Origin of the sequence: Kribbella sp. CA-253562, assembly GCF_050942265.1 — a bacterium.
In the GTDB taxonomy this organism is placed as follows: domain Bacteria; phylum Actinomycetota; class Actinomycetes; order Propionibacteriales; family Kribbellaceae; genus Kribbella.
On the sequence record NZ_CP192049.1, the window covers coordinates 8,121,581 to 8,133,429 of the forward strand.

Genomic DNA, 11,849 nt, shown 5'->3' on the forward strand with positions numbered 1-11,849 from the left:
GTCATCCCTTCAGCGCTCCTTGCGTGATGCCGCCGACGATGTAGCGCTGGGCGAACAGGAAGATCAGCAGCATCGGCGCCAGCACCAGCAACGTGCCGGCCATGATCGTGCCCCAGTTCGCCAGGCCCTCTTCGTCCTTGAGGATCAGCAGCCCGACCGGCAGCGTGCGCATCTCGGCGGTGTTGGTGACGATCAGCGGCCAGACGAAGTTGTTCCACTCCTCGACCGCGGTGATCACCACCACAGTGACCAGCATCGGCCGCGACATCGGCAGCACCACCCGCCACAGCGTCCGCAGGTGGCCGGCGCCGTCGACCGCGGCGGCATCGGTCACTTCGCCGGGCAGCGTGAGGAAGTGCTGGCGCATCAGGAACGTCGCGAACGCCGAGCCGATGCCGGGGATGATCAACCCGGCGTAGGTGTTGATCCAGCCCAGCGACGCCACCGTCAGGTAGTTCGGCAGCAGGGTCACGTGGCCCGGCACCATCATCGCGCCGAGGATCAGCAGGAACAGCACCTTCTTGAACGGGAACCGCAGATAGGCGAACGCGTACGCCGTCAGGACCGCGTTCGCGACCTTCAGCACGGTGCCGGCCACGGTGATCACCGTCGAGTTGAGGAAGAACCGGTCGAACGGCGCCGCCTCCCAGGCCAGTTGGAAGTTGCCCCAGGTGAAGTCGTCGGGCCACCACACCGGCGGCCACTGGTAGATCTCGGCCGGCTGCTTCACCGCCGCGCTGATCAACCAGTACAGGGGTCCCAGGAAGATCGCCGCGACGCCGAGCAGGACGACGTACTGGACCGCACGCACCTTCATCGGTAGTGCACCCGCCTTTCCATCACGCGGGCCTGGATCGTGGTGACCACCAGCAGGATCACGAACATGATGATCGACAACGTCGCGGCCCGGCCGGCGTTGAACGCCTGGAAGCCCTCGTTGTAGATCGACCAGCTCAGCGTCGTGGTGGCGTCACCGGGACCGCCGCCGGTCATCACGGCGATCACGTCGAAGGCCTGGAAGGTGCCGATCACGGTGGTGATCAGCAGGAAGAACGAGATCGGCGCGAGCAGCGGCAGCTTGATCGCGCGGAACCGGGTCCAGGTGCCGGCGCCGTCGATCGCGGCCGCCTCGTCGAGTTCCTTGGGCAGTCCCTGCAGTCCGGCCAGGTAGATCAGCGCGGTGAACCCGACGTTTTTCCACAGGTAGACGATGACGAGGCCGGGCAGCGCCCAGTCGGAGTTGTTCATCCAGTCCGGCGGCTCGGCGCCGAACGGCTCGATCAGCGCCCGCATCAGGCCGTAGCCGGGGTCGAAGACGAACAGCCAGATCGTCGCGACCGCCGCCCCGGACAGGATGTGCGGCGCGAACGAGATCGTCCGGACCAGGCCGCGGCCCTTCAGCGGCTGGTTGAACAGCACCGCGAGCGCGAGGCCGATCACCAGGCTGCCGGCCACGATCAGTCCGGTGAACGCGACCGTGACGCCGAGCGTCTTGTGGAACGCCGGGTCGGTCAGCGTGTTCACGTAGTTGTCCAGCCCGACGAACGTCGGCCGGGCCGCGATCATGTTCCAGTCGGTCAGGCTGAGGAACGCGTTGTAGACGATCGGCCAGTACGCGAAGACCGCGATGACCAGCAGGTTCGGCGCCACCAGGAGCGCGAACAGCCCGTACTCGCGGCGGGTGCGCCGCCGTCGTTCGTCGGTCCCAGGTGGTTGCCGGACCTCGTCCGGGTGCGCCCGGGCCGGCAGGTCGACCACTGTCATGCCACTTGTCTCCTCACCCTGCTCAACAGACGCTCTATGGACTCGGCCAGGTCAGGCGGGGCCGCGAGCAACCCGCCCGGCAACGACGTGCCCGGCCCGCCGATCGTGCGCGCGCCCGCCTCGCGCGCGATCAGTCCACCGGCGGCGACGTCCCACGGCTGGATCACGTGCTCGTAGTACGCGTCCGCCGTACCGTCGGCCACGGAGCACAGGTCGAGCGCCGCCGACCCACCCCGCCGCAGATCCCGTACGGCGGGCAGCAGGTAGCGCAGGTATTCGGCCTGCTCCGCGCGGCGCTCGGCCAGATACGAGAAGCCGGTGGCGACCAGCGCCTCGGCGAGCTTGCGGCGATCGCGGACTCGCAGGTGCTTCCCGTCGCGGGACGCTCCCGATCCCCGCACCGCCGACCAGGTGATCCCGGTCGTCGGCTGGTGGACCACGCCGACGAGCGCGCCGCGCGCGTCCTGGACCGCGATGCTGACGCACCAGTCCGGCCGGCCGTACAGATAGTTGACCGTGCCGTCGAGCGGGTCGATCACCCAGGTCAGCCCGGTCGTGGACCTCTCCCGGGCTCCCTCCTCGCCGAGCAACCCGTCACCGGGCCGGGCGGTCAGCAGCCCGTCGACGATCAGTTGCTCGGAGGCCCGATCGGCAGCGCTGACCGGGTCGGTGCCGGAACTCTTGGTCTGGGCGCTCTCCAGCGACACCTCGTCCCGCCGGGACAGCAGTTCGGCTCCGGCCGCATGGGCCAGGCGAGTCGCCAGACCGAGCAGGTCGCGCGGATCGGGAGTGGACATGCCGGGAAATTATCACCGAATGATGGTTTCAAACAGTCCTAGGATGTGATTTTCTCACGCAATTCACATCAATCGTCGTCCACACGCAGTCTGACCGCGGTCACACCCTCCAACTCTCCGAGCGCGACGACAAGATCCTGCAGCGGCGGACGGCCGCGGAACCGCATCTCGGCCCGGACCTGCGGCCGGCCGTCCTCGCGCCGGACGTCGGTCCCGAGGATCGACGCCTCGAAGCCCATCACGGTCGCGGTCGACAGGATCGACCGCAGTACCCCGGAGCCGTCGAGATACCGGACGACGACCAGCCGGTTCCGGTCGGGCGACGGCAGGAACCTCGCCAGCCGGCCGAACGCGCCGACCGCGATCAGGTGCAGCACGGTCGCCGCGGCCGCCAGCACCGGCATACCGGCCCCACACGCCATCCCGATCGCCGCGGTCATCCAGATCGTGGCGGCGGTGGTCAGCCCGCGGACGACGTCGCGCCGCATGAAGATCACACCGGCCCCGAGGAATCCGACGCCGGACACGATCTGGGCGGCGATCCTGGACGGGTCGAGATTGACGTCCGCCCCGAGCACGGTGGAGAAGCCGAATCCCGACACCAGCGTGAACAGGGCCGCGCCGGTGCCGACCAGGGTGTGCGTGCGCATCCCGGCGGCCTTCTGGTGCACCTGCCGTTCGATCCCGATCACCGTCGACAGCACGAAGGCCATCAACAGCAGGAGGAGCTCGGTCCAGGTGCTGTCGGACACCAGCCTCATGCCCTGACCTGTTCCCTCCATGTAGTCATCGCTTGATTCCGATCGGGTCGCGCCCGGCCAGGTACGCCGCGACGGCCTCGGCGGCGATCGACCCGGCGCGCTGGGCGGTCTGCCTGGTCGCCCCGGCCAGATGCGGGGTCATCACGACGTTGGGGGCCGTCAGCAGCCGCGATCCCTCGGGCAGCGGCTCGGCCGGGAACACGTCGAACGCGGCCGCGCCGAGCTGCCCCGACTCCAGTGCGTCCACCGTCGCCTCGTAGTCGAGCAGGCCGCCACGGGCTGTGTTCACCAGTACGCCGCCGGGCCGCATCCGGGCAAGCTGGTCGGCGCCGATCATGCCGCGGGTGTCGTCGGTGAGCCGCGCGTGCAGGCTGACCACGTCCGAACGAGTCAGCAGCTCGTCCAGGTCGACGACCTCGATGCCGTCGGGTGGGTTCGTCGGGTCTAGCACGGGATCGACCACGACGACGTGCGCGCCGAACGCGAGCATCACCCGCGCGACCCGGCTGCCGATCGCGCCGTACCCGATCAGGCCGACGGTCGCGCCCTCCAGCTCGGAACCGCACTCGTCGTAGGCGTAAAGGTCGCTGCGCCACTCGCCCTGTTCCAGCGTGCGCTGCAGCTGCGGAAGCTTGCGCAGGGCACCCATCATCAGGGCGACCGCGTGCTCGGCCGCCGCGACCGCGTTGCGACCAGGAGTGGAGGCGACGACAACGCCGCGTTTGGTGGCCGCCGGCACGTTCACGTTGACCGGGCCACCCCGGCAGCAGACCAGGAAGCGCAGCTCGGGCGCGGACTCGAGCACCCGCTCGGTGAACGGACCCATCTGGGTCACCGCGACCTCGACCCCGGGCAGCGCGGCGATCAACTCGTCCTCGGCGTCACTCGCCTCGTCCACCTCCGCCACCCGCCCGTACGGCGTGAGCGGCCAGGGCAGCGTGATCTCGCGGAAGTCGAACCGGACGTCCGGCAGCGCGGACAGCGCCTCGGCGAGCAGTTCGTTGCGGACGAAGTGGTCGCCGGCCAGCAGGGTCTTGACGGTTCTCATCGAACTCCTGAAGTCGTCGGGCGGGCTCCGGGGTGCGTCGCCGGGGCGCGGGCGGTGGTCGGGGGTGCTCGGGGAGCGGGGTGGTCGAGCGGTGCTCGGGCGGTGGCTGGGGGTGGTCGGGGGGTGGCGGTGCTCGGGCGGTGGTTGGGGGCGGGGTGCTCGGGCGGTGGTTGGGGGTGGTCGGGGGCAGGAGTGCTCGGGCAATTACGCCGGGGCGGCGAGCGGCGCCGGGCGATAGGCCGGCGCCTGGTCCGCCCAGCGCGGGCGGGCGGCCTCGATCCGGCGCAGGTAGTGCGCGTAGCCCTCGGCGTAGAAGGCCGCGCGGCTGGGGTCGGGATCGATCTGGCGGGTCTCGGCGATCCACTTGGGCCCGACGTCGCCGAGCACCCGCTTGGCCGCGATCACCGCGCCGCGGGCGGCGACCTGCGAGGCCTCGGTGGTGTGCAGCGGGGCGTCGAGCACGTCGGCGAGGATTTGGGTCCACTCGTTGCTGCGGGCACCGCCGCCACAGACGGTGACCTTGCCGGCCCAGCCGGCCGCCTCCAGGCAGTGCCGGGCGGCGTACGCGATGCCTTCGCAGGTGGCGCGCAGCAGATCCCCCTGCGTCGTGGACAGCGAGATCCCGTCGAAGGTGCCGCGGGCGTTGGTGTCGACGAAGGGCGCACGCTCGCCGGCTTCCGACAGGTACGGCAGGACGGTGACGCCGTTCGCGCCGGGTGGGCTGTCGGTGAGCAGTTGCTGCAGCTGGTCGGTGGTCGCGCCGACGAGGTGGAGGACTCGGTCGAGCGCCGCGGTACCGACCATCGCGGGCATCGCTCGCAGCCAGACGCCGGGGGTCCAGGTGCCGAGGAAGAGTCCGGCCGGTTCGCCCTCCACTGGCAGGTCTTGGGTGACCACCTGGCAGGCGAGCGTCGTACCGACGGTGAGCAGCGCGTCGCCGACCTCGGTCACGCCCGCACCGATCGCCGCCGCCGGCAGGTCGTACGGACCGGAGGAAACTCTGGTGCCCTTCGGCAAGCCGATGGTCTCGTCCTGCAGTTCGCCGACCGGTCCATCCGGTACGACCGGAGCCAGCAGATGGCGCCACTCACTCAATCCGCAGGCGCTCAACGCTTCGGCGTCGTAATCACCGGTTCGCGGGTCGAGGAACGGCGCCGACGCGTCGGAGATGTCGGTGGCCCGGACTCCGGTGAGCCGCTGCATCACCACGTCCTTGCAGTACGCCGCGGTGGCCGCCCGGGCCAGCGTGTCCGGTTCTTCCTCCAGGACAGCCGCCAGCAGAGGCCCGGACGCCCCGGGGAACATCCGGTTTCCGGACCGCCGAAAGACCTGCTCAGCCACGCCACTGTCGGTCCAGCGACCCAGGATCGAGCTGCTCCGTGCGTCCAGCCAAGAGATCGCCGGACGCACGGGACGACCAGTTTCGTCGACCAGCCACAAACCGTCCCCCTGGCCGGTGATCGCCACCAGCTCGGCGTCACCGCCCAGCTCCGCGACCACCTCGTTGACCGAGGCAACGATCTCGTCGGTGTCGTGCTCGAACCGGCCGGGCCCCGGGCGGACCAAGCGGGTCGGGCGGGACGCCTCGCCGACCTGGCGGCCCTGGTCGTCGAAGGCGACGGCCTTGGTGACTGTGGTTCCGACATCGACACCGATCTCCACTGCGGCCTCCTAGAGTGGTGCTACTTCGACGGTGGCACCCTGGTCGCGCAGGCCGCGGACCAGGTCGTCGGGCGTCTTCTCGTCGACCACGACCACGTCGAAGTCGGTCAGCGGCGCCAGCCGATGCAGCGCGGTGCGCTGGAGCTTGCCGTGGTCGACGAGCAGCACCTTCGTCCGCGCCGACCGGAGCATCGCCTGCTTCACCAGGACGATCTCCTGCTCCTGGTGGAAGGCGTGCGTGGGCGACACCGCGGAGACGCTGCAGAACAGTAGATCGGTGTGCAGAGCGCCGACGGCCTCCGCGCACGGCAGTCCACCGAACGAGTCGTGCGTCGCGGAGTAGATGCCCCCGAGGGCCAGCAAGGTGACGTCGCGCAGCTGCGTCAGCCGGGTGATCGCCGGCAGGAAGTTCGTTGCCACGGTCAACGGAGTGATGTCCTCGAGCAGGTCGACCAGGGCCAGCGCGCTGGTCGAGTCGTCGAGCATCACCGACATGCCGGGCTCGATCTTCGTCCGGGCGTGCCGGGCGATCGCGGACTTCTCCGGCTGCGCGGTGTTCAGCCGGTAGGCGACGTTGCTCTCGAACACACTGGTCGGCTGCGCGGTCACCCCGCCGCGGAACTTGCGGACGACGCCCTGGCGCTCGAGCTCGTCGAGGTCGCGGTGCACGGTCATCACGCTGACCCCGAACGCCTCGACCAGATCGTTCGCGGACACCGAACCGTGCTGGACGACGTACGCCGCGATCTCGGCCTGGCGGCGCGCGGGGCGGCTCAGCTCGGTGTCGGTGTCGATCTCGTTCATTGCGGGATCTCCGTTCGCAGTGCGGGGACGTTGAAGGCTTCGAGACCCACTGTGCCGTCCTGCTCTCGCAAGCGCACCAGCGCCGCGGGGCCGAGTGCCGGGAGAAGTCTGCGGTAGTCCTTGACCGGGAGGCCGAGGACCCGGCAGACCAGCAGCCGGATCAGCGTGTTGTGCGCGACGACGAGCACCTCGCTGCCCGCGTGCCGCCGAATGATCTCCTCGAAGGCCCGGTGCACCCGCTCGGCCGCGTCCGCGACGTTTTCCCCACCAGGGAAGGGATTCGCGACCGGATCGAGCTCGAAGGCCTGACCGACCGAGGGCGGCAGCTCGCTCAGCATCTTGCCCTCGGCCGATCCGAAGTCGACCTCACGCAGCCGCGCGTCGACAGTGGGGTCGAGCCCGAGCGCTTCGGCCGTCGGTGCGACGGTCTGGCGGGCGCGCAGCATCGGCGACGACCAGAGCACATCCGGCCGGAACTCCTCGACCGCCCAGGTCCGCAGGAACTCGGCCTGCTGGACGCCCACCGAGTCGATCGGCAGGTCGGTCGATCCGGTGTACCGGTTCCCGTGGTGCCACTCGGTCCGCCCGTGCCGCGCGAGGACGACGGTCGTCCTCATCGCAGGTACCCCCGGCGCTCCAGCTCGGCCACGAAACCGCCGTACAGGTCGGTGAGACGTTCGCTCGGCCGCGGCTCGATCAGGCGGCTGATCCGGACCATCCGCCGCGCGGTCTCGGCCACCGACGTACCGCCGGACGCCGCCAGCACAGCCATCCCGTACGCCGGATCAGCGGCCTCCGGCAGCTCGACCGGTACGCCGAGGACGTCGGCGCGCAACTGGTTCCAGTGCTCGCTGCGCACCGCGCCACCGGTGAGCGCGACCGATCGCGGCGACTCGGCGCCGAGCCGGGTCAGGTGCTCGAAGGCGAGCCGCTCGACGAACGCGACACCCTGCAGGACCCCGAGGTAGCGATGCAGGTCGTCCTGGACGTCGCCCAGCTCGAACCCGACGGCGTCGGGCGCGACGAACGGGAATCGCTCCCCCGGCTTGGTCAGCGGGTAGATCGCGGCATCGACCGGCCCGGTCCGGCGGGCTTGTTCGACCGCGGCCCGGTCGAGCGCGTCGAGATCCGCGCCGGGCAGCATCGAGGTGAGCGCGCCGGCGCCGGTGTTGGACGCGCCGCCCGGGAGCCAGCCGTCGCCGTCGGGATGGCGATGGCTGTAGACCGCGCCGGTCGGGTCGTGAATCAGGTCCTTGGTGACGCCCTTGAGCACGAGCGTCGTCCCGAGCACCGAGTTCCAGGCGCCGGGGGTGAGCGAGCCGGCGGCGATCTGGGCCGCGCAGCCATCGGTCATGCCGGCGACGATCGGCGTACCGGCGGGGACGCCGGTGAGCTCGGCTTTCGCCTTCGACACCGCGCCGATGACGGTTCCTGGCAGGACGACCTCGGGCAGCGTGCTGACGGGAAGACCCAGCTTGCCGAACGCCTCGGCGGGCCAACTGCCCGCGAGGTCGTAGCCGGTCTTCAACGCGTGGCTGGTGTCGGTCGCGACCGGATGGCCCGCGAGATCCGCGGCGACGACGTCCGCGCTGTGGGCGACGAGCTGGTCGTCGGCGGGGTCGAGCCACAGGATCTTCGGCAGCGCCCAGGTCGGCTGCATCGCGGCGGCCCAGCGCTCCGGGTCGGCGGCGACGATCCGTGGCAGTAGGTCGGCGGCGCGGGCGTCGTCGTACATGAGCGCGGCGGAGGCGGGCCGGCCCTGGCGGTCGGTCAGGACGACCGTGCCGGAGGTCGAGCAGATCGCCAGGCCCTCGATCGTCCCGTCCTGAACCACCCGGCGATGGGAGTCGCCGGACGCCTGTGTCACCTCGGCGAGGACGTGTTCGACGGTGGTGATCCACTCCCGCGGGTCCTGCTCGTGGCGGACTCCGTCGCGGTGGCTGGTCAGCGGGCGCGCGGCCCGCGCGAGCACCTCGCCGGCGGCGCCGACCAGTACGGCGCGCACGCTCTGCGTGCCGAGATCAAGGCCGATCCACGCCACAGTTCCGCCTCCCGATGTTAGTTACGTTGGTAACATAACATCAGGAAGCGATAAGAGGATCCCTCAGCAGTGCATCAGCAGCAACGACCGGTCGGCCGTGGCGACGTCGAGACGGCCCGCATCCACCGCACCGAAGGCGCCGATCGGCCCACTCGCCGGCCGACCGTGCCGGTTGAGCCAGAAGCCCCAGCCGGCCGGCGCGTCCGGCCACTCCGGATCGGGTTGCCAGCCGATCGGAGGGCGCCACGACTCGGTCGGCGGCTCGGGCCAGCTGGGTGGTGAGTTGAAGCGATGCACGGGCGGCCTTTCCGGATCCCCAGGAGACCCCGATCGGTGAGAGGTATCTGACCGCTCAACGACCGGCGTCGTCGGAACGTCACGCCTAAATCTTCGTAAAGTTTATGACTGCCGGCCCCTTACGCCCAGCTCAACAGGTAGTGACGATCGGCCACGCTGCGTGCTGTTGCCGACAGCCACCGAGTGTCACGCTGCGCAGCGAGATCACGGAGGGTTGACATCCCCGGCGGACCGACGGACGGTGAAGTCAGACGATCGGCGTCGGTGGGGGGACCATGGATACTGATCAGAGTGTCGTGCTGCCACACCGGTTCACCGGCCGGACCGGCGGCGCGACCCTGCTGAAGCTGCGCTGCGCACGCGCACGTCCGGGACGCCCGTTCGGCTCCGACGCCGTCACCCAACTCACCGACGACGGCCTGCTCGGCCAGGTCCTGTGGAGCACGACCTGTACGGCGACCGACGTGACGACCGCCAACTTCCGGCAACTCCGGGACAGTGGGCTGTTCCTCGTCCACGTCACGCTGAACGGCATTCCCGGAGAGCCGGCCCGGGTCCGCGAACTCATCCTCGCCGTTCAGGTGCTGCGCAGCCTGGGAGTCCTGGTCGAGTACGACCTGGACCTGTTCGCCGGGACGCCGCGCTTCGCCGGAGTGCGGGACAAAGTCGCGATGCTGCGGGCGATGGTCGGTGACGGCTCCACTCCGGCGTACTTCACGACCGCGGCGATCGAGGCCGACTGCTCGCCCTGGCTTGCGGGCTATCAGCAACGACTTGCTCCGGCGGTCCGGCCCTGGCTGGGCACCGGCGGACTGTCGCACCAGCTCGCCGAGGCGTGGGCCGAGATCCTGCTCGGCGAGCGACTGCTGCTCGGCCTGCGCGGTGGCGCCGCACACCGGATCGCACTGCAGCGGCTGACACTGCGCAGCAACACCGAACTGCTGAACCTGGTCGCCGCCAGTGCCCGCGAGTTCGAGACCGCCGGCGACACCCGGCTGCTCGACGACGAGCTGGTCGCCCCGCGCGCCGAACTGCTGGCCGCGACCATGGTTGCCCTGCGCAACAGATTCTGGGCGGCCAACGCGCAGTCCGCTCCGGACCGGCCCGCCGCCTACGGTGAGTGACCACTTTTCGATCTGGGTGCGAAGGGTTCCGGCCGCCGCTGCAACGTTGTAGGACTGGGCCAGGGATCCGTACCGTCCGCCCACGAAGGGGTCCGCCATGAGGTTCGCCCGCCCGCTGCTCACGTCCGCCCTGACCACACTGCTGGTCGCCGGCTCCGCAGTGCTCGCCTCCGCCGCCGTACCGCCGGACCTGCCCGGATCTCCTGCCAGGACGGAGAAAGTGATGGCACAGACCTTCCGCAACCCGGTCAACGCCGGCGCCGATCCGTCGATGATCTGGCACAACGGCAGGTACTACGTCGCGACCACCACCGGCGACCACATCGGCATCTGGTCGTCACCCAGTCTGGCCACGCTGCTGGTCGCGCCGGAGACCGTGGTCTTCCGCGACAGCGACCCGAGCCGGAACACGCAGATGTGGGCGCCGGCGTTCCGGCACGTCGGGAACCGCTGGTACATCTACTACACCGCTTCCGACGGCGTCGACGCGAACCATCGCATGTACGTGCTGGAGTCGGCCGGCGACGACCCGCTCGGGCCGTACACGTTCAAGGCGAAGATCGCGGACTTCGGCGAGTACGCGATCGACGGCGAACCGATCACGCACAACGGCCAGCAGTACTTCGTCTGGTCCGGCCCGGGACGCGGTCAGGGCGGACCGGCGCAGCTCTACATCGTGCGGATGAGCAACCCCTGGACGGCGACCGGCAACCGGGTCGCGATCCCAGCGAGCGGCGGCTGCACCGAGGTGCGCGAAGGCCCGACACCGCTGTACCGCAACGGGCGGACCTGGCTGACGTACTCGACCTGCGACACCGGCAAACCGGACTACCAGCTGTGGATGAAGAGCATCGCGAACGGCGCCGACCCGATGGTCGCGGCGAACTGGGTGCAGCACCCCGGCCCGATCTTCTCCCGCAACGACACGACCGGCGTCTGGGGCCCCGGGCACCATTCGTTCTTCACCTCGCCGGACGGCACGCAGGACTGGATCGCCTACCACGGCAAGAACACCAGCACCTACACGTACGCGTTCCGCACCTCCCGGGTGCAGAAGATCAGCTGGAACGCCGACGGCTCACCGAATCTCGGCAGCCCGCTCGCGGCCGGCGCGACGCAGCAATTGCCCTCCGGCGACCCCGGCGCAGCCACCTCGGTGATCAACGACTTCGACCTCGGCACCGGCCAGAACCAGGTCGAGTACGCCGGCACTTGGAATTCCGGCTCCGGCTGCGGCAACCAGTGCTTCTGGGGCAACGACCACTGGACCGGCATCGCAGGAGCGTCGGCCACGATCCGGTTCACCGGGACGAAGGTCGCGTTGCTCAGCGTCGTCGACCGCGGTAACGGCATCGCGGCGATCTCGATCGACGGCGGCCCGGAACAGCGGGTCGACTACTACAGCTCGATCCGGGTCGGTGAGCAGCTCACCTACGTCAGCCCAACGCTGCCGGCCGGGCCGCACACGCTGCGGATCCGGGTCACCGGCGAGAAGAACCCGGCCTCCACCAGCACCCAGGTCAGCGTGGACCGGATCGAGGTGTACTGACC

At 70.0% G+C, this 11,849-nt stretch carries 12 protein-coding genes; 2 read left to right on the forward strand and 10 right to left on the reverse strand.

The genetic code is table 11. The annotated features are described in order from the left end of the window. Position 1: 1 nt before the first annotated feature. The 10 genes from ACQPXM_RS38675 to ACQPXM_RS38720 all read right to left on the reverse strand — a co-directional run bounded on the left by ACQPXM_RS38675 (position 2) and on the right by ACQPXM_RS38720 (position 9,174). Positions 2-817, reverse strand: coding sequence for a carbohydrate ABC transporter permease (locus ACQPXM_RS38675; RefSeq protein ID WP_432942949.1), 816 nt, complete (start codon positions 815-817; stop codon positions 2-4). After that, positions 814-1,764 carry a carbohydrate ABC transporter permease gene (locus ACQPXM_RS38680; protein WP_432942950.1) on the reverse strand — a complete coding sequence of 317 codons (951 nt, stop codon included), beginning with the start codon at positions 1,762-1,764 and terminating at the stop codon, positions 814-816. The genes ACQPXM_RS38675 and ACQPXM_RS38680 overlap by 4 nt, the downstream gene beginning before the upstream one ends. After that, positions 1,761-2,561: an inositol monophosphatase family protein gene (locus ACQPXM_RS38685; protein WP_432942951.1), complete on the reverse strand. Its 801-nt coding sequence runs from the start codon at positions 2,559-2,561 to the stop codon at positions 1,761-1,763. Before ACQPXM_RS38685 ends, ACQPXM_RS38680 begins: the two co-directional genes overlap by 4 nt. 68 nt (positions 2,562-2,629) lie before the next feature. Continuing rightward, positions 2,630-3,322, reverse strand: coding sequence for an MgtC/SapB family protein (locus ACQPXM_RS38690; protein WP_432942952.1), 693 nt, complete (start codon positions 3,320-3,322; stop codon positions 2,630-2,632). Positions 3,323-3,347: 25 nt separating this feature from the next. Further along, the gene (locus tag ACQPXM_RS38695; protein ID WP_432942953.1) at positions 3,348-4,370 is read right to left on the reverse strand and encodes a 2-hydroxyacid dehydrogenase; all 1,023 of its coding nucleotides are present in this window, start codon (positions 4,368-4,370) and stop codon (positions 3,348-3,350) included. A 204-nt stretch (positions 4,371-4,574) separates the two neighbouring features. After that, positions 4,575-6,032, reverse strand: coding sequence for an FGGY family carbohydrate kinase (locus ACQPXM_RS38700; protein WP_432942954.1), 1,458 nt, complete (start codon positions 6,030-6,032; stop codon positions 4,575-4,577). Positions 6,033-6,041: 9 nt separating this feature from the next. Further along, entirely contained in the window at positions 6,042-6,836 is a 795-nt protein-coding gene (locus ACQPXM_RS38705; protein WP_432942955.1) for a DeoR/GlpR family DNA-binding transcription regulator, read from the reverse strand. Continuing rightward, positions 6,833-7,453, reverse strand: coding sequence for a histidine phosphatase family protein (locus ACQPXM_RS38710; protein ID WP_432942956.1), 621 nt, complete (start codon positions 7,451-7,453; stop codon positions 6,833-6,835). The genes ACQPXM_RS38705 and ACQPXM_RS38710 overlap by 4 nt, the downstream gene beginning before the upstream one ends. After that, on the reverse strand, positions 7,450-8,877 hold the full coding sequence (locus ACQPXM_RS38715) for an FGGY-family carbohydrate kinase (protein ID WP_432942957.1): 1,428 nt from the start codon (positions 8,875-8,877) through the stop codon (positions 7,450-7,452). The genes ACQPXM_RS38710 and ACQPXM_RS38715 overlap by 4 nt, the downstream gene beginning before the upstream one ends. Positions 8,878-8,940: 63 nt before the next feature. Next, positions 8,941-9,174: a hypothetical protein gene (locus tag ACQPXM_RS38720; protein ID WP_432942958.1), complete on the reverse strand. Its 234-nt coding sequence runs from the start codon at positions 9,172-9,174 to the stop codon at positions 8,941-8,943. 275 nt (positions 9,175-9,449) lie between these two features. Here ACQPXM_RS38720 and ACQPXM_RS38725 point away from each other — a divergent pair, with 275 nt between their 5' ends. Both ACQPXM_RS38725 and ACQPXM_RS38730 read left to right on the forward strand, forming a co-directional pair. Continuing rightward, a complete protein-coding gene (locus tag ACQPXM_RS38725) occupies positions 9,450-10,298 on the forward strand; it encodes a hypothetical protein (protein ID WP_432942959.1) in 849 nt (282 codons plus the stop codon). 97 nt (positions 10,299-10,395) lie between these two features. After that, a complete protein-coding gene (locus ACQPXM_RS38730) occupies positions 10,396-11,847 on the forward strand; it encodes a family 43 glycosylhydrolase (protein WP_432942960.1) in 1,452 nt (483 codons plus the stop codon). The last annotated feature ends 2 nt before the right edge of the window (positions 11,848-11,849 follow it).

Coding starts and splice junctions, on each gene's coding strand:
- ACQPXM_RS38675 (WP_432942949.1), bottom strand. CDS start 817: ATGAAGGTGCGTGCGGTCCAGTACGTCGTCCTGCTCGGCGTCGCGGCG.
- ACQPXM_RS38680 (WP_432942950.1), bottom strand. CDS start 1,764: ATGACAGTGGTCGACCTGCCGGCCCGGGCGCACCCGGACGAGGTCCGG.
- ACQPXM_RS38685 (WP_432942951.1), bottom strand. CDS start 2,561: ATGTCCACTCCCGATCCGCGCGACCTGCTCGGTCTGGCGACTCGCCTG.
- ACQPXM_RS38690 (WP_432942952.1), bottom strand. CDS start 3,322: ATGAGGCTGGTGTCCGACAGCACCTGGACCGAGCTCCTCCTGCTGTTG.
- ACQPXM_RS38695 (WP_432942953.1), bottom strand. CDS start 4,370: ATGAGAACCGTCAAGACCCTGCTGGCCGGCGACCACTTCGTCCGCAAC.
- ACQPXM_RS38705 (WP_432942955.1), bottom strand. CDS start 6,836: ATGAACGAGATCGACACCGACACCGAGCTGAGCCGCCCCGCGCGCCGC.
- ACQPXM_RS38710 (WP_432942956.1), bottom strand. CDS start 7,453: ATGAGGACGACCGTCGTCCTCGCGCGGCACGGGCGGACCGAGTGGCAC.
- ACQPXM_RS38725 (WP_432942959.1), top strand. CDS start 9,450: ATGGATACTGATCAGAGTGTCGTGCTGCCACACCGGTTCACCGGCCGG.
- ACQPXM_RS38730 (WP_432942960.1), top strand. CDS start 10,396: ATGAGGTTCGCCCGCCCGCTGCTCACGTCCGCCCTGACCACACTGCTG.